Annotated in this window: 26 protein-coding genes, 1 tRNA gene and 1 pseudogene; 8 read left to right on the top strand and 20 right to left on the bottom strand. The window is 36.7% G+C overall.

Annotated elements, in window-relative coordinates:
• The first annotated feature begins 70 nt into the window (after positions 1 to 70).
• Complete coding sequence (locus F7984_RS05440; RefSeq protein WP_140461185.1) at positions 71 to 1327, top strand: MDR family MFS transporter; 1257 nt, start codon at positions 71 to 73, stop codon at positions 1325 to 1327.
• Between the two features lie 241 nt (positions 1328 to 1568).
• Here the strand turns inward: F7984_RS05440 and F7984_RS05435 are convergent, their stop codons facing one another.
• Both F7984_RS05435 and F7984_RS05430 read right to left on the bottom strand, forming a co-directional pair.
• Complete coding sequence (locus tag F7984_RS05435; RefSeq protein ID WP_140461184.1) at positions 1569 to 1904, bottom strand: hypothetical protein; 336 nt, start codon at positions 1902 to 1904, stop codon at positions 1569 to 1571.
• Positions 1905 to 2010: 106 nt separating this feature from the next.
• Entirely contained in the window at positions 2011 to 2286 is a 276-nt protein-coding gene (locus F7984_RS05430) for a DUF2187 family protein (protein WP_140461183.1), read from the bottom strand.
• Between the two features lie 190 nt (positions 2287 to 2476).
• Between F7984_RS05430 and F7984_RS05425 the strand changes: the two genes are divergently transcribed.
• Complete coding sequence (locus F7984_RS05425) at positions 2477 to 3247, top strand: DUF4931 domain-containing protein (protein ID WP_066101215.1); 771 nt, start codon at positions 2477 to 2479, stop codon at positions 3245 to 3247.
• Between the two features lie 369 nt (positions 3248 to 3616).
• Here the strand turns inward: F7984_RS05425 and F7984_RS05420 are convergent, their stop codons facing one another.
• From F7984_RS05420 to F7984_RS19685, 3 genes and pseudogenes are all read right to left on the bottom strand, one after another.
• Positions 3617 to 3955, bottom strand: coding sequence for a helix-turn-helix domain-containing protein (locus tag F7984_RS05420; RefSeq protein ID WP_066101217.1), 339 nt, complete (start codon positions 3953 to 3955; stop codon positions 3617 to 3619).
• Positions 3956 to 4116: 161 nt separating this feature from the next.
• Positions 4117 to 4587, bottom strand: a complete 471-nt coding sequence (locus tag F7984_RS05415) for a lasso peptide biosynthesis B2 protein (protein ID WP_066101218.1) — start codon at positions 4585 to 4587, stop codon at positions 4117 to 4119.
• 31 nt (positions 4588 to 4618) lie between these two features.
• Positions 4619 to 4856, bottom strand: a pseudogene (locus F7984_RS19685) (lasso peptide biosynthesis PqqD family chaperone).
• A gap of 798 nt (positions 4857 to 5654) precedes the next feature.
• Between F7984_RS19685 and F7984_RS05405 the strand changes: the two are divergent.
• Positions 5655 to 5727 (top strand) — tRNA-Val (locus tag F7984_RS05405).
• Between the two features lie 62 nt (positions 5728 to 5789).
• Here the strand turns inward: F7984_RS05405 and F7984_RS19625 are convergent.
• The 3 genes from F7984_RS19625 to F7984_RS05390 all read right to left on the bottom strand — a co-directional run bounded on the left by F7984_RS19625 (position 5790) and on the right by F7984_RS05390 (position 7334).
• Complete coding sequence (locus tag F7984_RS19625; RefSeq protein WP_318839205.1) at positions 5790 to 6047, bottom strand: hypothetical protein; 258 nt, start codon at positions 6045 to 6047, stop codon at positions 5790 to 5792.
• Positions 6048 to 6173: 126 nt separating this feature from the next.
• A complete protein-coding gene (locus F7984_RS05395) occupies positions 6174 to 6836 on the bottom strand; it encodes a hypothetical protein (protein ID WP_140461182.1) in 663 nt (220 codons plus the stop codon).
• A 30-nt stretch (positions 6837 to 6866) separates the two neighbouring features.
• On the bottom strand, positions 6867 to 7334 hold the full coding sequence (locus F7984_RS05390) for a stage III sporulation protein AH (RefSeq protein ID WP_181161979.1): 468 nt from the start codon (positions 7332 to 7334) through the stop codon (positions 6867 to 6869).
• A 336-nt stretch (positions 7335 to 7670) separates the two neighbouring features.
• Here F7984_RS05390 and F7984_RS05385 point away from each other — a divergent pair, with 336 nt between their 5' ends.
• Positions 7671 to 8276, top strand: coding sequence for a hypothetical protein (locus F7984_RS05385; RefSeq protein WP_140461181.1), 606 nt, complete (start codon positions 7671 to 7673; stop codon positions 8274 to 8276).
• A 104-nt stretch (positions 8277 to 8380) separates the two neighbouring features.
• Here F7984_RS05385 and F7984_RS05380 read toward each other — a convergent pair whose 3' ends face one another.
• The 5 genes from F7984_RS05380 to F7984_RS05365 all read right to left on the bottom strand — a co-directional run bounded on the left by F7984_RS05380 (position 8381) and on the right by F7984_RS05365 (position 11107).
• The gene (locus F7984_RS05380; RefSeq protein WP_066101224.1) at positions 8381 to 9637 is read right to left on the bottom strand and encodes a PTS ascorbate transporter subunit IIC; all 1257 of its coding nucleotides are present in this window, start codon (positions 9635 to 9637) and stop codon (positions 8381 to 8383) included.
• 1 nt (position 9638) lies between these two features.
• Entirely contained in the window at positions 9639 to 9911 is a 273-nt protein-coding gene (locus F7984_RS05375; RefSeq protein ID WP_066101225.1) for a PTS sugar transporter subunit IIB, read from the bottom strand.
• Between the two features lie 11 nt (positions 9912 to 9922).
• On the bottom strand, positions 9923 to 10372 hold the full coding sequence (locus tag F7984_RS05370) for a PTS sugar transporter subunit IIA (RefSeq protein WP_181161978.1): 450 nt from the start codon (positions 10370 to 10372) through the stop codon (positions 9923 to 9925).
• Positions 10373 to 10478: 106 nt separating this feature from the next.
• On the bottom strand, positions 10479 to 10640 hold the full coding sequence (locus tag F7984_RS18905; RefSeq protein WP_192796833.1) for a hypothetical protein: 162 nt from the start codon (positions 10638 to 10640) through the stop codon (positions 10479 to 10481).
• 32 nt (positions 10641 to 10672) lie between these two features.
• Positions 10673 to 11107 (bottom strand): nucleoside 2-deoxyribosyltransferase, encoded by a 435-nt coding sequence (locus tag F7984_RS05365; RefSeq protein WP_140461179.1) that lies wholly within the window; start codon positions 11105 to 11107, stop codon positions 10673 to 10675.
• A gap of 804 nt (positions 11108 to 11911) precedes the next feature.
• On the opposite strand from F7984_RS05365, the gene F7984_RS19495 reads away from it, so the two are divergent.
• The 3 genes from F7984_RS19495 to F7984_RS05350 all read left to right on the top strand — a co-directional run bounded on the left by F7984_RS19495 (position 11912) and on the right by F7984_RS05350 (position 14084).
• Positions 11912 to 12571: an FAD-dependent oxidoreductase gene (locus F7984_RS19495; RefSeq protein WP_192796832.1), complete on the top strand. Its 660-nt coding sequence runs from the start codon at positions 11912 to 11914 to the stop codon at positions 12569 to 12571.
• A gap of 10 nt (positions 12572 to 12581) precedes the next feature.
• On the top strand, positions 12582 to 13541 hold the full coding sequence (locus F7984_RS19490; RefSeq protein ID WP_151675516.1) for an FAD-binding protein: 960 nt from the start codon (positions 12582 to 12584) through the stop codon (positions 13539 to 13541).
• Positions 13542 to 13628: 87 nt separating this feature from the next.
• Positions 13629 to 14084, top strand: a complete 456-nt coding sequence (locus tag F7984_RS05350; RefSeq protein WP_066101234.1) for an SRPBCC family protein — start codon at positions 13629 to 13631, stop codon at positions 14082 to 14084.
• Positions 14085 to 14324: 240 nt separating this feature from the next.
• On the opposite strand, the gene F7984_RS05345 is transcribed toward F7984_RS05350, so the two are convergent.
• The 3 genes from F7984_RS05345 to F7984_RS05335 form a co-directional block, all read right to left on the bottom strand.
• Positions 14325 to 14810 (bottom strand): CDI toxin immunity protein, encoded by a 486-nt coding sequence (locus F7984_RS05345; RefSeq protein WP_140461178.1) that lies wholly within the window; start codon positions 14808 to 14810, stop codon positions 14325 to 14327.
• 63 nt (positions 14811 to 14873) lie between these two features.
• Positions 14874 to 15902, bottom strand: coding sequence for an IS1595 family transposase (locus tag F7984_RS05340; protein ID WP_140461177.1), 1029 nt, complete (start codon positions 15900 to 15902; stop codon positions 14874 to 14876).
• Positions 15903 to 16040: 138 nt separating this feature from the next.
• Complete coding sequence (locus F7984_RS05335) at positions 16041 to 16667, bottom strand: TetR/AcrR family transcriptional regulator (protein WP_066101237.1); 627 nt, start codon at positions 16665 to 16667, stop codon at positions 16041 to 16043.
• A gap of 212 nt (positions 16668 to 16879) precedes the next feature.
• Here F7984_RS05335 and F7984_RS05330 point away from each other — a divergent pair, with 212 nt between their 5' ends.
• The gene (locus F7984_RS05330) at positions 16880 to 17458 is read left to right on the top strand and encodes a hypothetical protein (RefSeq protein ID WP_139891394.1); all 579 of its coding nucleotides are present in this window, start codon (positions 16880 to 16882) and stop codon (positions 17456 to 17458) included.
• Positions 17459 to 17837: 379 nt separating this feature from the next.
• Here the strand turns inward: F7984_RS05330 and F7984_RS05325 are convergent, their stop codons facing one another.
• Genes F7984_RS05325 through F7984_RS05310 form a run of 4 tightly spaced genes read right to left on the bottom strand, consistent with a single transcriptional unit; the run spans position 17838 to position 21215 of the window.
• Positions 17838 to 18608, bottom strand: a complete 771-nt coding sequence (locus F7984_RS05325; RefSeq protein ID WP_225983666.1) for an ATP-binding cassette domain-containing protein — start codon at positions 18606 to 18608, stop codon at positions 17838 to 17840.
• Positions 18609 to 18625: 17 nt separating this feature from the next.
• Positions 18626 to 19393 carry an ABC transporter permease subunit gene (locus tag F7984_RS05320; RefSeq protein WP_066101245.1) on the bottom strand — a complete coding sequence of 256 codons (768 nt, stop codon included), beginning with the start codon at positions 19391 to 19393 and terminating at the stop codon, positions 18626 to 18628.
• A 15-nt stretch (positions 19394 to 19408) separates the two neighbouring features.
• Entirely contained in the window at positions 19409 to 20383 is a 975-nt protein-coding gene (locus F7984_RS05315; protein ID WP_066101248.1) for an aliphatic sulfonate ABC transporter substrate-binding protein, read from the bottom strand.
• Positions 20384 to 20405: 22 nt separating this feature from the next.
• The gene (locus F7984_RS05310) at positions 20406 to 21215 is read right to left on the bottom strand and encodes a VOC family protein (RefSeq protein WP_066101251.1); all 810 of its coding nucleotides are present in this window, start codon (positions 21213 to 21215) and stop codon (positions 20406 to 20408) included.
• Positions 21216 to 21220: the final 5 nt, after the last annotated feature.

The following is a 21220-nucleotide window of genomic DNA, read 5'->3' as shown; positions in this document are numbered from 1 at the left end:
ATTCTCTTTTACCTATTTATCTATTAAAATAGAAATTATTGGAACTTAATTAAAGGAATCAGGAGGCATTATGCAGTCTTTTAAAAATTTGTTTAGTCCATATCGAGGCTTACCCAAAGAAATTTATATTATATTTTTTGCTCGAATTATTAATAGTCTGGGAGGGTTTGTACATCCGCTGCTTGTTTTAATCCTCACTCAGAAGATTGGCATGGATAGTGCCCAAGCAGGACTATATGTAACTTTAGTCAGTGTTATTTCTGCACCAAGTATGATTTTAGGCGGAAAGCTGGCTGATACCTTGGGAAGAAAATTTATTATTGTTGTTTCGCAAGGTCTAGGAGGCATAACCGTTATATCCATAGGTTTAATAGAGCCTTCGATGACCATGGCCTATTTGCTCATGCTATCATCACTCTTCTTTGCTTTGTGCTCACCTGCCTACGATGCACTATTGGCGGATTTAACTACCCCCGAGAATCGGAAAGGTGCTTATTCATTAACCTATATGGGTTTTAATTTAGGTTTTGCGGTTGGTCCAATCATGGCCGGTCTACTATATAAAAATCATTTAGATCTTGTTTTCATCATTGATGGGATCGCTACGCTCTTAGCTACAACATTAATTTTTATTTTTATAAAAGAGACAAAAACCAAACATATTTCGGTAACAGAGAAAACGGAAAGAAAGCTTGAGGAGCATGTAGAAGGATCTGTTTTTAAAGTACTGAGGGCAAGACCAATATTAATTATGTTCGCTTTTATTCTATTATGTATTGAATTTGAATACGCACAATGGGCATTTACCATACCTCTGCACTTAGAAGAGTTATTTAATGATTCTGGCGCAGCTTATTACGGAACACTTGCCGCATTTAACGGTATATTGGTTATCTCGTTTACGCCGATTATTACGAAACTGACAAATAAGATAAGACCTATAAAAGTGATAGCTACCGGAGCCTTATGCTATGCTTTTGCCTTTGGTATGCTCGCCTTCACCACGATTCTTCCCTTCTTCTATGTATCTATTTTCATCATGACCATTGGAGAAATCATGATTGCGATCAATGCTTCGACCTTTATAGCTAATCAAACACCAGCTTCGCACAGAGGCAGAGTCAGCAGTATTCTCCCACTGATAATTGGCGCCGGATATGCAACAAGCCCAATGATTATGGGAAGCTTTATTGCAGCATACTCGATTACATCTGCCTGGATGGTAATTGGATCCCTCGGATTCATTTCAGCAGGACTCATGTGGCTGCTTCAGAAGAAAGATTTAACCAATCAGCCTGACACCGACCATGTGAAGGTTGGTGCTTAATCTAATCTAATAACAGAGAGGGGGCAATCACATTCTCTTTTCATGATGTGATTGCCCCCTTAAATGAATAATAGTTTCTCCCCCATTACCGGATTCTCTTCCTGAACTGACGTTTAATTTTACAGACCATCAAACTCCTTTCAAAAGAAAACCAACAGGCCCTGAGATAAAAATTAGATTATAAATGATTAAAGGACCAATCGCGGTCCTTTGATTCAAGATGTCATAATATGTATAAAGATCATAGTTGAGATTGAGATTTAGCCATTGATATATCCTCTTTTGAAACGATTTCCCATCCATTGGCTGTAAGCTTACCTATATAATCATCGAATCTAATTTCCTCTAATTCAATTGCCATCGGACTAAGAGATACATAGCATTCATTCTTCTCATAATTAACCGTCACCTTCACAACCTCATATCCGTTGTGAAATCCCTGATCAAATCCAGGATCTTCAATAATGTCTCCTATTACCGGACGGAAAGATGACTCAACTGTTTTCATCATCATTTCGCTTCTACTATTTTCTTTATCCTTGGTAGATGTTAAAAAGACGTATAATTTAATTTTCATTTCTTCTCTCCTTCCAAATTTGGTTTAAAAAACTTTAAAGGCATATTCAATGGTGATTTCATTGCACGATTGGTACTTTTACAATCACTCCCTACGAATTGTAAATTTAATGATAAACTTGTGTACTGAATGGATCGATTTGTTGCTCACTTACTCTTGCGCGAACTTTTGAGGTCTCAATAATTTTATAATTACCATGTCTTACAACTGTTCTCGTTGTGTTGAGTTTCAATTCGTCTGCATATTCTTTAGAAATTTCCACAATACACGAAGCTTCCCTCAGTATTATAATTTCTCCAAAGATAAATATATTTCCTCTTTTAAAATAAATCACATCACCTATTTCTCCCTGTACATATTGATCCCTATACTCGAAATCCATTTCACTACTCACCGTCCATGTTTTTATAATCAATCAATTAAAGATATATGTCATTGTTACTATCGACATTTTATTATGTATTTTTACACTTTTTTTATTTCTATAATATGGCTAAAAATATACAATCGTACATATCTTTAATTTATAATAAACATATCGAGTTTTAACAGTTAACAAGGTAGGTGCAAGTATGGATCAGCAACAATTATATTTTTCAAGTACAATTGGCAGTCAAAAGCCTGAAACTATCCGTAATAAAACAGCAGCCTGCCCCTTTTGCCAAAGAGATGAGCTTACCGATATTCTTGAGACAAAGGGAGATATTATTTGGTTGATGAATAAATATCCCACTCTTCTGGATACCTATCAAACGGTCATTATTGAAACCAATCAATGTCACGAAGATATAAGGGGATATGAACAGAAGCATATGCGTGAATTAATTCGCTTCAGTATTGCTAAATGGCTTGAAGTGGAGAAGACTGGTGAGTATGAGTCCGTTATCTTATTTAAGAATCATGGTCCCTTTTCAGGCGGCAGCATTCAGCATGCCCATATGCAAGTGATTGGAATGAAACATGTAGATTACCATAAGAATATGGCAATGATTGATTTTGAAGGCACAGAGGTATACAAGAAATCCGGTATTGAGTTAAATGTATCAAAGTATCCAGTTATCGGTTTTACTGAATTCAATTTAATATTGAACACATTAGATGAGATTGATGATTTTGCTGATAAACTTCAAATCCTGGTCCGTTATATTTTGGATGGTTTCCATAAGGGATGCACCAGCTATAACCTTTTCTTTTACCATTTTCATGACTTGATTATTTGCAAGGCCATCCCACGCTTTGTTGTATCTCCCTTGTTTGTCGGCTATAAAATTCCACAGGTACTTATGGAAGATCGGCTTGATATCATTAGGAAAGATTTATCCAGATTACTCACCCAGACTTAGGCTATCGCAAGGCTCCCTCCCGTCATAACCGGGAGGCTTTTTGAATTCCATCATTCATTACTGATATAGCAACCAAAATACGACCTGGAAATTTGGCTTTTTCAATCCTAAACCTCCCACAGAATGAGTTAGATGACGACAAACGTAAAAGCACTCTTCCAGAGCCAACTCCCGTATTTATAATGCATGTAATCCAATTTCCACAGCAAATAAGGTCGAGTCTCAAGCCTATGGCCATCAACAGCGACCGGCCACTGATTATCACCGATTTTTAACTGATCTATACTATGCATTCCATCCTGCGTATAACCATAAATTCTGATCCATCATTGGCTAGGATGATTTCGATATTTTGGTAGGGTTGGGCAATTATTTTACTTTGCTTTTCCACATAATATACTCAATTAATGCCCGATACTCATCCATTTGTTCTTTATCAATTACGGTTGTCTTTAATTCCTCGATTAGGTTGATTAATTCCTGATTCATATTTTGATTGGTTTCAACACCTTCTTGTACGCGCAATAAAGTTTTTAAATCTGCATTTAAAACAAACGCTAGCCTTTTCAATACTTCAATTGAAGGATTTTGATTCACTCCCCTTTCAATATTGCTTAAATAGGATTTAGATATTCCGGCATTTGCAGCTAGCTGGGTCAGTGTCATTCCTTTACGTTTACGTATTTCCTGTATATTTCTTCCTATCATTTTCTCTCCTCTTTAGCTCAGATTATTTACTTCTTAAGACCATCTGCAAACAGTTAATTACTTTTTCCATATCCTCTTCTGCCATGTTGGTACCTTGCTCAAGGCGAACATTAGGTTCAGCTCTTTGGAAAAACCGGTCACGTGCAAAGGTTGTCTATCCATCATTTTTTCTCCTTCTGATCCCCCATTCTTTTAGCAAAGGTTCCCACCACTGTGTATCCTTCCTTCCCATTGGCTCCAGTTACAAAATATAATCCACTCCGCAGCCAGGCATGAGCCTTCATCTTTCCTTCCTTATCTCTTGCTGTTGCCATATAAAGAGTACTTTCAATGCCACGCCGCTCGAGCATTCTCATTCCTGCAATCGCCATAACAAGACATTTACTTTCCCAAAACGTATATCTACTCATCGTCTCCAAACTTTTGGACACTAACTCCAGGATTTCAGTATGGGCTGGCACATAAGTTAATGAGGTCTCTTCCATCTTTCTGCCCAATTTAGGCGCAATTTTAGAAAAGGGCAGACTCTTTTGTATCCGGGCCACTCCCAAGGAACAATAAGCTTCTGCATACATCATGAAGGTTTTACTATCTATGGACAGCAAGGTTCGAGCTTTCTGAATGAGGTTCATAAACATAACTCCTTAGGAAGTAATGGTTTAGTCAATTAATTCTTCTTTTTTCAACATATCCAGGAAATGAACGAACCTGACTTTCACATTCTTCAGGGCTTCCGTCATACTCTTCTGTTAATCGATCCACAAGCTCATCGATACTTAGGTTCATTCATTAGTTCCCAGGTTAAGCCTCCGACTTCACCGAGATTATAATATTTAACATTATGGACGCTTAACATCACTTTCTCCCCATCCATATCACTGACTACATTCCTTTTGGACATAATAAAAGTTGATATATTAAGATTTCTATCCTTCAAGCTAAATTAACTCTGGCAACTTCACTTTTGATTGCAAATCCAAACGCCTGGTACACCATCTGCTTCAATACCTGAATCAACTTCATCACTCCAATTTTAAAAAAAGCCCTATACGATAAATTTGTATAAGGGCTTTTTCCTTCTCTACACAATCAACTTCCTCTGTGACCACCGTTAACTTGCCCACCATCAAAAGTTATTTTCACATGAAGAACCTCAACTCAAGATTCGTTTTTGACATACTTTTTTCTCCTTCACCCCTGATGTATCGTTCTTTATTTAGAACACACGGAGCAAAGCAGGCCCTTTTCATCCTATTATTGTATTGAGTTTATCTATCTTTTATAGATATAATCCTAAACTACAATCAGTTCTCTCAAACTTATAGATATAATTCATAGATCAATAGTCACTAGTTCTCTATAAAGAACTGATGTATACTAAAAATATCATTTTTAGTAAATTATGTCAAACAAATTTACTAAAGATTTTATAATTTTTAGTATGCGCAAAAAGATCAACTGAATGATAAATTTGCTTTCAAAATCGCCAATTATTAGACAGATCTTGGTGATGATTATTACAGACTTTACTCTGAAGAATGTCAGACAGATTCATGAGGACTAAAAAGGCTATGTTCCTTCTCTAATTTAAAGGATCGCTTTGTGTATTTATATAGAAGAAAGATCCTACAACAAAAATTCATCTTGACTTTAACTGACTTACCCTTTATATTAAATATTGTTAATTACATAGTATTCTGATTCCGTAGCTCAGCTGGGAGAGCACCACCTTGACAGGGTGGGGGTCGCTGGTTCGAACCCAGTCGGGATCATACTTTTCAAGAAGGCTTAAACCTAAGAGTATCAAGGGTTTGAGCCTTTTTTCTGTTTTTCGTTAAATGTCCGATTTTTCCTGTATATTTATACATTGCCCAAAGACTGCACAAAAGCTGCACACGACACTGCACGATCCCCGTCTTTCCATGGGTTCAGCTGTCTCCATTATTTCCGTTAAATCCAAAATGTTCACCAAACCGATCCGCTGTCCGCTTCTGCATTTCCTCATTGTATGGGAATAGATATCGAGTGTTATCCCAACTCTGGCATGTCCCAGACGCTCACTAACCACTTTCGGATTCTCACCCATCCTCATTCATATCGTTGCATGAGTATGTCTGAAATTGTGGAATGGCATATAAGGAACCTTCGCTAGTTTGATTAGACGTTCTTTGCCTTGGTCTGTGCTATTATTGATGGTATGTTAAATACAAACCTATTTTTATAAAAGTATACTATTATATGTCTTTTTATGAGCTCTGGTATAAAGAATTACTTCGGAATCACTTAGCCATTCTAATTTTTTCATATAATAACCTAATTCATCCAAATCAGGCTTTGTTACGGCAATCTCTTTAGTCGCTATTATTTGCTTTCTTCTATCTTCTACAATAAGTGATACTTTAAATTCATTTAAATCTAAGTGAACTAATGGATAAGCTAATTTCCTTTTATCAGGTGATAGCTTTCCTTTCCACGCTTGAAAAGTATGTGTTAATTTTTTTTCATACATTCTTTCTATTGATTGATCAACCTTCTTTATATCCCAATCCTTAGATTCAGCTAAATAAGTCATCCCCCTCTGCAAAGCTAACGTTAATATCTTCTTTTTACCAAAGTCAGTTGCTTTATTATACTTTGATAAGTCTAAAGGTAATTGAACATCATAACTATTTTTAGGGACCAGAACATCGTAGCCTTCTTGTTCTTCTTTAATGACCCGGACATTTTCATAATCACCACAGTGAAAGAAAATGGCTTTACAATCTTCTGTTTTAAATTTCTTACCTAGATACCATAAAAACATTTCAGTTATACATATTGCATCTGTATATATATTTGTTTTATCACTCTCATCTAATAACTGAATATCATTTAAAAACAAGTACATCCACCTCTTTATACAAAAAATAATTTAATTTACATTTTCCCATGGTCTGGAATGCTTAGACATACGCTTGTTTTTACTAGCTTTCTTAACAGCCCTTACTTTTCCTCTTTCCCATTCATAAGTTAAACCTTTAATTGCATTAATTTTGGCTATTTCATTTTTATCTGATGTCATTATATAGCACTCTGATTCATGAGAATTAGTTGCCAGCCAGTCCTCACCTTCTTTAAAAAATGATAAATCTTCAGGTAAGTCAGGGAAAACCCAACCAAATAAAGAATTGGATAGTTCCAAGACTGTTTTTTTTGCATATTCATCTGTGGAAAAATAATATACTTTTGCAGTTTGATTATCTCCTAAAATGTTACTTGCCCATTCAGATTGCTCTTTCATAAGCTTAAATGATGGATCAAACTTTCGTTGAATGGGGGCAAACTTAGTTAAGTCTCCCATATCCTTTCTAAGAACTAAATGCCAATTCAATAAGCTCACGGTATGTATTTCCAGACGGATTCTTTGTAATTTTGAACATAGATATTACCCCTCACTATTTTTTGAAAAGAAGAATATACCTAACCCCTTCTTCCATTTATTTAACCACATATTTACATTAAATTTCACTACTTCTCTATGATTCTTAACTAGTTGTTATACACTGGTGATTCTCTCAAAGAATCAGTTTATTAGTAATATTTTGTCTCTATACAAAACGATTAAGCAGAAGGTAAAGTAAATATATAACCTTTCTTTTTTGATACATACTTATAAAACAAATTTACAATATAGCTGCTATCCTATCCAAAACCTACATGAAAGAAGGAATGCAAGATGGAGAAGCTTGAAGTGATAGTGGAAATGAAAGAGGGAAACCTGATTCGTCTCTATGCCAATAAAGTATATGATACTTTAGGAGAGACCTATCACGGGGATATCTTCACGACAAAAAATGAATTGTTAAAGCATTACCCAGATTGCGAAGTGATGAATGGATATGGGTTAGCAGACCCGCAAACCAGCCTTTTAATCTCCGGAATAAATGATTGGTTTGATACGATTGAAGAAGCGGTGACAACACTCCAAGCATTACATCACAAACAAGAGCTGGACGCTTTATACGAGGCAACAGCAAGCTATTATAACCTGCTCAAATCAAACACTAATTTAGCAAGGATAATAGAAGAACTGGACAATCGTGATACAACATCATTCCCCGAAAAAGTAATTTCATTATATATGATTACAGGGTTCGCAAATGATTGGTTCCCAGATGAAATCGCAGAAGATAAACGGCAAGAGGTCAAGAATGTACTAGATCAAGCTTATATGAAATGCTCAAACATTGTAATGGCACATCAACAAGCAAAGAAAGCTCAAATGATGATCACGGCAACAGAATACCTGGGTCTACGCAGAAAATTTTATTCAAAACATTAAAGAAAGCAACTACAAATTATGATGTAGTTGCTTTTTTTGCGTTAAAACTCATTTAAAACTAAAATATTTATCACTTCTTCTGTTGTTCGATGCTTTTCTAGCATCTACATAAATAGTTTCATTAAATATCCTAAGAAAATACCCACGATCGCGAAATCGGTATCGCCAAATGTTGTACCTTCAAAACCTAAGTCTCCTAAGACCGGTAGTAATAATGCTGGCAAGAAGCTGATCAGAATACCGTTAACAAATGCACCTAACATAGCTCCTCTTCTGCCGCCTGTAGCGTTTCCGAATACACCAGCTGTTGCTCCGCAAAAGAAGTGTGGTACTAGACCAGGAACAATTACTTTCAAGCCAAATAACGGAAGTAAAAACATACTTATAATACCTCCGAGAAAGCTAAAAATAAAACCAATAATGACTGCATTTGGGGCGAAAGGGAACACCACTGGTACATCCAATGCCGGTTTAGCATGAGGAACAACTTTGTCCGCTACCCCTTTGAAGGCAGGAATGATTTCTGCTAATAATAATCGAACACCCGCTAAAACGATATAAACACCTGCAGCGAACGTGATTGCTTGGATAAGGCAAAATACAATAAAGTTTTGACCGCCGCTCAACTCATTTTCAATGTAAGCTGGACCAGCAGCAATCGAAACGATAAAGAACATAACTAACATAGTTAAGGAGATTGCTACGGATGTATCTCTAAGGAATCCTAAACTTCTTGGCACTCGAATATCTTCTGTTGACTTAGCTCTATTCCCTGCTCCTTTACCTACTAATCCAGCAACCCAATATCCGAATGAACCAAAGTGACCGATCGCAATGTCATCATTACCTGTAATCCTTCTAACAAAGGGCTGTAGCAGGGCTGGACTTAAAACCATTAATAATCCTAGAATAATAGACCCAATTATAATTAAAGCTGCTCCATCTAGTCCGCCTGTCGATAATACGACTGCTAACAAACAAGCCATAAACATAATATGGTGTCCTGTTAAGAATATATATTTAAATGGAGTGAAGCGAGCTAAGAGGATATTAATAATCATACCTAACAACATGATTAAAGCTGTTTCAGTACCAAAAGCATTTTGAGCCATCGCAACGATCGCTTCGTTGTTCGGGATAACACCATCTATATCGAAGCCCTTCTCTAACATTTTTCCAAAGAAATAGAGTGAACCCGTAATGACAGTTGCACCAGCACCAATAATCAGGAAGCCCATAATTGTCTTTAATGTTCCAGATACAACCTCAGTAGCTGCTCTTTTCTGCAGCAATAAACCAATCAGAGCGAATAAACCAACCAAAATCGCCGGAGTACTTAATATGTCTACTATCAAATCCATGTTATATATCCTCCAGATGTTTTTCTAAAACAGTTTTGATTTCTTCGACATTGAATAAATTAATGAGCGGAATGACTTTCCTTCCATCTCCCTCTAACTGCTCCATGATTTCAGGTGAACCAATATAGTAATCTACTGTCTCCGCTTTGGCGGATGTTAAATCGGTATGCCCTACTTCTGCCTCCCGATTCATTTCACGCAAAGCTTTCTTTACATTCATTTCTGCAATAAAACTACTTCCTAAACCGTTCCCACATACAACTAATATTTTCATCTTGCTGCCTCCTATTGTATAAATGAAAATAATTGCTCTAAAAAATCATCTTTGGATTTGGAATGGATTAGTTGTTTCACATTCAATTCTTCACCTAAGACAGCTGCCAATTCAGATAGTGCTTCTAGATGTGATTGATTATCCACCGCTGCCAGTACAATAATCAGCTGAACCTTATGGTGGTCCTTATCCGAAAACCATACAGGTTCTTTCATAACTAGAAAGCTTAATCCCATCTGTTTTACACCAAATTCCGGTCTTGCATGAGGCAAAGCAATGTTTGGGCCAAGTACATAATAAGGACCTAGTTCCTTCGTATTACTGATTATTTTATCTACATAAGTCTGTTCAATAGAATCATTTTCTATCAAGGGAGCAGCCGCTAATTGAATAGCTTCTTCCCATGTATTCAATTGATCCTTGAACTGGATTAGCTGTGTATTTAAAATCTGATCTAACAAGACCCACCCTCTCTCTAAACTTTCCTTCATTTATAATTCATTCATATAAATCTACTTGTAGATTTATTCCCTCTATCTTTTTGAAATTTATTTTTAGGACATCATGTTAATACTCCATATAATCATCTACTACCTGAAAATTAACGATAATGCAGACATAAGTTTCATCTTTTTCTTTCAAATGTCTTGGAAAAATAGAGAATGATATTTTTGCTTCATAAATAAAAAAAGCCAGTCTTAGACCGGCTTTTAATTTAATGATATTCATATTATTAATAGTTTACTACTTAGCAAAAATGCTTATTCTACTTCTCCTTCAAAACGAATCAATCGGCAAGTAGTCCAATCATAGTTCTGCACTTCTTCCCACGTTTTAAAATAAGCTTGCAATGATTCTGTGATCATTAAGTTGCAATATTCTTCTTTCTCGTGGAAGACAAAGATGGGTTTACCAATTGAATAAGCTAACCCAATCTCAAACATTGTCCCAGAATCTGTTTCATCATATATCGCGAAAATGAGATCTGCATCTTTTACATGGTCTACATCATTCTTAAAAACTACATCTCGCCAAGGCTGTGTATTATACACATATTCCTTAAATTGATGCTCTCTTGGACTAAATACGTCAAAGCCCATATTTCGCAGAACTTCTTCTGCTTTGGAAAGTCGCTGTGCCTGATTATCGTTAAACCAACCACTTGCTAAATAAATCTTCTTGCCTTTTAAATTCATGTTGTCCTCCGCAAAACTTATTTTTTAACAGAGGAATTATAGTTGAATATGAATCAAATGACAAGCATTGATCAACTACTAATTCATATATATATATTGGAAAAATCACTCTACTATTCATAGATTGTCCTGAAAAAACTTCTAATCGGCACTGGCTTGGTCGAAGATATGATCAGCTAATTGAGTAATAATTACCGTTGTTCAATGAGTTTTTATTTATTAATAGTAAATAAAACTCGCTATAATATAGTAAATATAAAATAAAAAACTAATTGTAATTAAGAATATAGAACAAATATTTATAAAAGTTGAATGTCCTCTCCTTTTAACTGAACGAGAGATAAGATAGAAAAGAACTTGAATCATCAGCTGTGCACAAAATGTTATAGAGATATAAGTTTTTAATAATCCTTCTCCTGGCAATCCAACATCACTCTATCCGGTTGAAACAGTAAAATTTAAGAGTCCTACCACCATTAAGCATATCAAAATATGTAATAATGTGATAAAAAAGCTACCCCTCTCCTTCAATTTAAAACTCCCCTATTCACCATTTAAACAACTTAGTTCATGTTTATACCACTTACCCTTTTAATATTCTCTCTACCACATAGTCCAAAAGACATATTCCGATGGTTCTATTGTTCTTATCCCACTATTGATAAGGTTGGAGTTTTGCATTCTAGAAACATAATAAATTATTTTTTTCACAAATTAGACAAATAACTTGAAATAATTAGAATTATCGGTGATAATCAATTTATTGATAGTGTCACTATCAAAAATGGCAAAGGGGATGATTTTTTGTCTAGTAAAATACCTACTAATTGGGACAAAGAAGTAGATGTAATCGTTTTAGGGACTGGTGGCGCCGCTTTGACAGCTGCTGTGGCCGCTTCTGAAAGCGGTTCCAAGGTTCTTGTGTTAGAAAAGACCCATCAAATCGGTGGAACAACTGCTTTTTCAGGTGGAGTTCCTTGGATTCCACTTAATCATTATATGAAAGAAAAAGGGTATGAAGATAATCGTGAAGATGCTATTAATTTCATAAAACGCTTAGCACTTGGCCGAGCAGAAGATTCTATGATTGAAACTTTTGTAGATAAAGGACATGAAATCATTAAGTTTTTAGATGATCATACTCCTGTCAAATTTGTTTCTCCAAAATCTTATCCAGAATATTATGCACGTATGGATGAGGCATTAAAACATGGGACACGTTCATTAGACCCTGCTCCATTTGATTTAAATGAAATTGGAGAATGGGGTTCATTAGTCCGTCAAAACCCAATTTTCCCTCCTCTGACATTAGAAGAAGGCGGAGCCGTTGGAGGAATTGACTTCCAGTTAGTGGCTGAGCGTATGCAAAATAATATTGTTACTATGGGTCGCTCATTAGTCGCTTCTTTATTTAAAGCATGCTTGGATCGCGGCGTCGAAACCTTAATCGAAACAGCCTGGTAAAGAGCTAATTATGGACGAGGATGGACAAGTAGTCGGAATTGTCGCTGAAACAAAAGATGGAGAAATTTTACGTTTCGCTGCACGCAAAGGAGTAATTCTAGCATCAGGCGGATTTGAATGGAATAAACAATTAGTCAAAGCCTTCTTAAAAGCTGAGTTCACTCATCCAGTTACCCCTCCTGGTAATGAAGGAGACGCACTCTTAATGGCTATGAAGGCTGGCGCTGCACTTGAAAATATGAGTGAAGCATGGTGGTATCCAGCAATGGTGGATCCAACATTTGAATATGAAGATAATGTAATGGCGCAGCTAGGTGGTGGCCGTAATGGTCCAAACTCTATCATCGTGAATAAATACGGACGCCGATTCGTCCATGAAGGAACAACCTATAACGATATGCCAAGAGCCTTCTTTAATTATGATCCAGTAAAAGTAGAGTTTCCAAACAAAGGACCAAACTGGATGATTTTTGACCAACAGCTAAAAGATAGCGAACTCATTATTACTATGGCACCTGGTGATCCTGCACCTGAATGGGTAGATCAAGCTGATACTATTCGCGAGCTAGCTGAAAAAATTGGTGTTGATCCAGACGGTTTGGAAATGGAGATTCAAAAATGGAACGAATATTGTGAGCAAGGTGAAGACCCTGATTTCCACCGCGGTACGATACAGTTTGAAGCCTTAACAAATGGCGGCGGAAGTCCTGAGAAAAACCTAGGCAAAATTGAAAAAGGTCCATTTTACGCATTACCTATCTATTTAGGTGCACTCGGTACGAATGGCGGACCAAAAATCAATGAAAATGGACAAGTTGTTAACTTTAATGGTGAACCAATTAAAGGTTTATACGCTGCCGGAAATGCTTCAGGAAATCCACTTGGCCCAATTTATCCAAGTGCCGGCGGAACAATCGGGCCTGCTATGGTATTTGGCTTCTTAGCTGGACAGCACGCAGCCAATTCATAATAAAAAAACAAAGACTTTCTTAGATAATGACTCATTTGCGTCAATAACCATATAAAACAACCATACAGAAACGGGAAGGTGCAGATCATGCCACAAGGAACACATACAGTTGAAGTACCATTAGATATTCAAACAATTTGGGAATTTGTTCATGACATGAACAAATGGGCTCCACTTGTTCCAGGATATATCGACCATGAAATTTTAAGTGAACGCCAATCTACTTGGGCATTCAAGGGTGACTTAGGGTTTATGAAAAAGACAGTTAAGCTCCAAATCGATATTAAAGAATGGAATGAACCATCCGAAGTAATTTTTGATCTAAAAGGTTTGTCTGATAACTTTAATGGCGGAGGCTATTTCCGTGCCGAAGTCATTGACGAAAAGACAACTAAAATGTCAGGACATCTTGATATCACTGCTGGCGGTATGATGGGTGCAATGGTCAATCAAATACTAACCAAATTTGTTCCACAGACAGCACAGGAACTAACAGATGCAATTGTAGATAAATTACTTGAAATTAATACAGTAAAAAAATAATAGAAGCGATCTACCCATATATAAAGTTCTATTTAGGATTGTTTATCATAAAAAGATAGAAAAAAAGACGTGTAAATTACGCGTCTTTTTTTCTTCTTTCATAGTTTGAAACCATGATGACAATATTTATTGTGCAGTATTTTATAAGAGGCTGTGTTAAATTTCAATGTTGATATTAGGTGAGATTAAAGGGAAGTCTTATCAATAAGGTTTCCCACCATCTGTTTATCACGAACGATTTTACAACCAACCCACAGATATTATGTCATCGTGGAAAAACTCAATCACATATTTTGATAAAGGGCAGTAAATCCACTGGTCTGGTCCCATACTCATAATCTCTTCAATATTGTCCAAAGCTGTCGTTAATGAAGTCTTGACCACAGGGTATTTGTATAATCCGACAATTATATAGACTGGTAACGTATTTTCCAAACTTTGTTGTGATAGGAAAAACGGTATATTTGAAATATCTTCGTTCGGGATAACTATTTTGTTACTCAACCTATCCCAATCAAGTCTTCCGTACCACGCAATCGGAAAGCATTCTGTCATTTCAGTTTCAACCTTATCACTTTCTTTTTCATCTAATATTTCCACTTTATCTTTATCAGGGAATAGTTCTAACATCTCCGTAATTCGTCGTTCGGTTTCTAATTTTTCCTCATTCTTTTTTCTTTCTCTCAGTATTTCTTCCAAACGCTTTTTTCTTTCTTCTCTTTTCATAAGTTAATTCTCCCTTTCAGATAGCTGTGCTAAATAAACAGTTTTTTCAAAATAGAGAAGAAACTAAGCTCTGAATTTTGATAAACGTAAACTATCATAAGTATCAGTCATTTCAAATACAAATGATGTGAGTAAGAACTCTTTAATGTTGTGTTTTGTGCTTTCGTTACTCCTGCTATCTACAAACAAGAACCACGCAAGGTAGTTATCTAAATACTTTGTAGCCACACCTTTAAATCGGTCTATCCATTGTTTCATACGAGAATGGAGACCATTTACATTTTGAATGTGATACAAGCCCTTGATAACGTGCTTACCATCGTTTGATTTAATTCTGTAATGTTCAATTCCTTTCTCTTTAGCATAGGTTTTGTAGGCTCTCCAAGCGTCTGTAACAAGTACATTATTCGGTGTCAGTTTAGAACCTATCATACTTTCTACCTTGGTTTTAACAACACGCCCCATACAAGCTACTTTTGATACAGTTGCTTTGGTGCGGTCTCTTGCGACAAGAACACAAACTTGTTCGTGGCTTATTCCTCTATGCTTAGATTTGCCACCTCGCTTACGAGGTTTTCGTTCTGTAATGCCACGTTGACCTTTTTGAGAGTATAGGAAATAGGTCTCGTCAACTTCGACAATACCTTCGAATTGCTCAAAATCCAATTGTTTTAATGCACTTAACAATTTGTGTCTCCAATAAAAAAGTGTAACCCAAGTAACCCCTACAATTTCGGCAGATTTTCGCAGGGAATAGCCTTTAAACATACAGTCAACAAACGTAATCCATTCATCACCTTTACGAGTACGATATAGAACAGTGTTTGTTGTATCAGTAAATGTTTTACTACAACACTTGCAACGATAGCGTTGACGACCATTGTGTTTTCCAAATCGAACAATATGTTCAGATGCACAATGAGGGCATTGAAATCCTTCTTTAAAACGAGTTTCTCGCATTTCATTGATTAGGCGACCATCAACAGAGGAAGAAGGTTCAACGTAGCGTTTTACCCATTGAAACACTCGTTCTTTTTCTGTATGTGACAAATTGCCGATATGTTTTAATAGATTACTGAACGCTTTGCTCAACCTTGCCGCCTCCCGAACGTTTGTTCTTATGGTAATTATACAAACTTTTCGGTAAGGTTTCAAATATCAACATTTACCTTTAACAGAGCCTTATAAGAAAAACTAATAAATCATACATCTCAAATAACGGAACCCTTATTACTTCCCTTTTTGTAAGTATGATAGAATTATATCCTTTACTATAATTAAATTTTCCTTTTTAGGAGCAGAGATAAAAACATCCTCTGGTATTAAAGAATATAATGAATATTTCTTTACAGCAGTTCCGAACATATTCATGATCGTACTTATAATCACTTCATTGGTTTGTGAAAGCTGTATGCTTCCATCCTTCTTACCTTCATTAATAATTTTTAAAATGATGCCGCTAATTTTCCCGTAGGCCTTATGTATTTCTTCTAGCAATCCAACTTCAATTTGGATAAATGCAATATAAACTTCGAAAGCTTCCAAAAGTTTTGATGATATGCTATTTTCTTCGTTTATATACATAATATAAGCAGTTAGCACGTCATCCATTTTTTCTATACCCGTTTTGTTAGATTCTATAATTTTCTCAAAAATTGGTACCTGTTGTTCTATGACTTCTTTTATAACTTCAATAATTAAATGCTCTTTTTTCGGAAAATAACGAAATAGAGTTGCCACACCTACACCAGATTCATCTGCAATTTTCTGCATGGTTGTTTTTTCAAAACCATGCTCTGCAAATAATTCTTTAGCAGCTTTAACCATCCTCTTGCGTCTCTCCAATTTTTTATCCATTTCATCACCCACCAAACAATATTATACTACTTTTATTAAAAGAAGGCCGTTAGTAGGTTATATACACTCCATAACACTATGCCATAAAGTGTAATAACAACTAGCTTGAAATGTTTAATTAAATGTTGAAACAAGCAGTTCAGAAATAGTCGAAAGTGATGAGCAAAACATCCCCTAACTGAATAACGTATTTTCAGAAGGAGGAATATAGCTTGAAAAAACTGATTCTTTTTGCTGGTCTTGTTGGTCTGTTGGTTGCTTGTGGTGAAGAAGAGGTAGTTAAGCCGAAGGGAGAGCCTAAAGAAGAAGTTCCTGCAGCAGTGGAACCTAAAGAGGAAGCTCCCTCAGTAGAAGAGCCTAAAGAAGAGGCACCTGCAATTGAGGAACCTAAAGAAGAAGCTCCCCCAGCCGTGGAGCCTAAAGAGGAAGCCCCTCCCCCAGTACAAAAGGGGTCCATTGACCCTCAAGTCGCTCTGTCAATCCTTCAAGACGCATACCAAGGAATTGCCAAGGTGGAGTACAACGCAGAATTAAAAGCCTTCCTGATTCTGCCGACCGATCCGAACTTTATTGTGGAAATGGAAATGATTTTAACCGGTAAAATGTCGAAGGACGACTGGAACTATCTGGCTGACTCAATAGCTAAACTTAGTGGTGAACTGGGACCAGAATACCTTGTGTTCCTGCTCAACCCTGCAAATCCAGATAATTATATTCTAATGGCAGAGAACGGAGTCATCAAATACGATGCACTTAATGAGGATGTAAAGAGTCAGGATAAAGCCCTTTAACTCTTTAGGACATAGCAACAGATTACTGCATAGTAATTGGTATACAGTGCTTGAAGATATACCGAATATACACACCAGTTAAGAACCTGTTTTTCTGATATTCCACGTTTTATACTGAATTACCGTGAGTAACCGCAACATATAACTTCTGGTTTAAGTTACTTCACAGATCTTACATGATGATACAAGATAGTAGAAGAAGACCTCTCCAAAAAAATGACCCCCAAAAGTTAGAATCCAACTTTAACTTTTGGGGAGATCCATCAAATAGCAATATAATTTCATTTTTATAAATTCTTTATTGTTCTACATTTTAGTTGTTTGATTATACCGTTTATCTCTTCAAGTTTATTCCCCAAAATAATGACGTGCTTTATTTCTACTCCCCCTGCATAATTCGCTGCAGGACCTTATCCTCCAATAACGTTAACTTATTGTCTGTAAATTGTCGCGGTCTAGGTGCATCGACTTTTACATTCATTGATACATAACCATCCTGTATAAGGATTATCCGGTCTGCCAGACGAATTGCTTCTCTTACGTCATGAGTGACGAGTAAAGCATTAAATCCAGTTCGTTGCCAGAGGGTTTCGATTAAATTTTGCATTTCCATCCTTGTAAATGCATCAAGAGCGCTTAATGGTTCATCCAGCATGAGCAAAGATGGTTCATGAATGAGCGCACGCGCTAAAGCGACACGTTGTTTTTGTCCTCCTGATAATGTAGACGGCCATTGATCCTTGAACGATAATAAGCCAACTGCGTCCAACACTTCCTCTGCTTTTGCTTGCCAATTCCCATCAAGACCGAGCCCTACATTATCAACAACGTTTTTCCATGGCAACAATCTTGAATCCTGGTACATCATCGTCACATTGGCAGTTGATTGATTGGATGCTACTCCATTAAATAGCAGTTCTCCGCTTGTTAAAGTCTCTAGTCCTGCGACAAGTCTTAAAAGCGTACTTTTCCCACTTCCACTTTTCCCAATGATGGCTACAAACTCTCCTTTTTCAATGGTTAGCTGTATATTTTTTAATACCTCTTTGTCACCGAATTGCTTGCTAACATCATTGATTTCAATCTGAATCGCCTGATCATTAACTATTTCTTTCTGACTCTCCCACTTTACAGCTGCCAGCTTACTCACTCTTACCACCTCCTCCTTCATTTGTTGTAGCTTACGTTCCACTTCAGCGCTTTTTTCTCACCTAATTGGGCAATGATATCTGCCAGTTTACCCAGTAACGCATAGATTACAATACTTAATATAATGATATCCGTTTGCATAAATTCCCTTGCATTCGTTGCTAAATAGCCAATTCCTACTTGTGTTGGAATTGTTTCAGCAACGATTAAGGTTAACCACATTACACCGAGAGCATATCGTAAACCAACGAAGATGGAAGGAAGTGCACCAGGCAGAAGAATTTCCTTAAATAATCTCCATCCCTTTAATTTATACATTTTCCCCATTTCAACTAGTCCTGGATCCACATTACGAATGCCGTGGAATGTATTAACATAGACAGGGAACAACACACCTAATACAACCAGAAATATTTTTGCACCTTCGTCAATTCCCAACCAAACAATGACGAGCGGCAATAATGCTAAGTGCGGTATATTGCGTAGCATTTGAATGCTCGTATCTGTTAAACGATAGGAGCGATCTGAAAGGCCATTAAATATACCAAGTGCAAAACCGATTAGTCCGCCAATCACCATCCCAACAACAGCGCGCCCTAAGCTTGCCCCAATATGAGTGACCAATTCACCGCTCGCGAGTAACTCCCAACCACTAATTAATACACTGATAGGGGCAGGAAAAAGGGAAGCATTAACAATTTCTAATCTGGCGACGACTTCCCAGACAATCAGGATGATAACTGGAATAATCCAGGGCTCAATATTCCTAACTATTTTATGATTCATTGTCTTCATTCCTTTTTAGTTGATTGGCATATCTTTAGAAACATCGAGTTCTTTCGGTATCAAACCAATTTCAAAATATTTATCAGCTTGTTTTTGCTGTGTATCCACAATCTCCTGAGTTAATTTCGTTGCTCCGAATGTTCGACGATCCAACTGCTTTTTCACGATCTTTTCGTCAATCCCCAATGCCTTGGACATAATCTTGACTACTTCATCTTTATTTTCATTTGCCCATTGGTCTGATTTATCCGTAGTTTCTAAAATAAGATCAACTAAATCTGAATGCTCTTTCGCAAAGTCTGGCGTTGCATAGTAGAACGTACGATTGGGATATTGATAATCCACGTTTTCTGTAAATGTGATCGTATCTAATTCAACTTCAGCAGCAGCAAAGAATGGGTCATAGGATGCCAAAGCATCCACTTTTTTCGTTTCAAAAATGGATCTTCCCTGCGCAGCATCCTCCGGATATACCCACTCCACATCATCAACCGACAGACCGGCCTTTTCAATTGCCAGTACCGCTAAATAATGATGATTACCACCTTTTAAAACCCCTATCTTTTTTCCTTTTAACTGTTCAATCGAAGTAATCCCTGATTCCTTTAAAACCATCAATCCAACACCTTCAGGATTTGGTGCATCTGCCCCTACATATACAAGTGGTTTACCGGAGGCTTGAGCAAAGATTCCGGATCCGTCAGCAGCGTGTCCATAGTCAATGGCACCGGCATATAATCCTTCTAACAATGTTCCGCCATGTGTAAACATTTCCCATTTCACTTTGTACCCTTTTTCTTTCAAGGTATCTTCCAGATAGCCAGATTCTTTTAAAATATGTAGTGTATTCCCTTTTTGATAGCCAATCGTAATCTCTTTATCTCCATTTTTTGAAGCGTTACTTGAACTTTCTTTTCCGCATCCAGTGATGAATAATACACCAACCAGTAATAGAATTCCGATTAAGTAGTTTGATGTACGCTTTTTCATAGGTCCCCACCCTTATCTTCATTTATTTTGAAAATCTATAGATTGCTTTTGAAATTTGGACCTCTTCATCCTGTCCGGCACCGCTAAATTGGACTAAAAATGGCTTTTCTCCTCTTTTATTTAAAATGTCGGATACACGGCCTTCTCCATTCGGGCTAAATAAAACAATATCTCCACCCATTACATGCAGCCTTTTTCCAGTAGCATTCAATGAAGAATCGATAAAGGTTTCTCCTTCCTGCAAATCTAAATATTCAGCCCATTTTTTCGCTGTTTCATCATGCTTTTGAACAGCAAATCCTACGTATGATAAATGAATGTCACCTTTTTCATGCTTTGCGATGACAGATCGATCTTTTAAATCCTGTTTGCGTTCTTCGTCTTTTTGATCCCATTCAATAAAGAATGGTAAATCTAGTTTTGCTCCCTGTTTCCCTGCGTATAATAGCTTCCAGCTGACCACACTTCCATCGGGTCTTTTTCGACTCATCGGGTGCGGCCCATATACATCCAATCCATGTTGACGAAACCTCTCCGCAACACTTTCTAAATCATTGGAACGCAGCGCGATCCTTGATAATCCTTCTACGAATTGATCGTTCTTCAATGTTTCCCTTAAGCTATATTTCATACCAGAGGAAGATACTACTGCCTCTTTGTCATAAACACCGATCAATTCTATGTAACTTAAATCAAAATAACTAAGAGAATTATATGTACCTAAACTCTCATGCTTACCGCCTTCAACAGCGTGTAAGCCAACATCGCGAAACTGCTCTATTGCCTCTACTGGGCTATTAACAAAGTGAACAAGATGGTCAAATTGAAACATAAATC

Origin of the sequence: Pradoshia sp. D12, from assembly GCF_008935075.1 — a bacterium.
In the GTDB taxonomy this organism is placed as follows: domain Bacteria; phylum Bacillota; class Bacilli; order Bacillales; family Pradoshiaceae; genus Pradoshia.
This window is presented reverse-complemented; position numbering and strand designations above follow the sequence as displayed.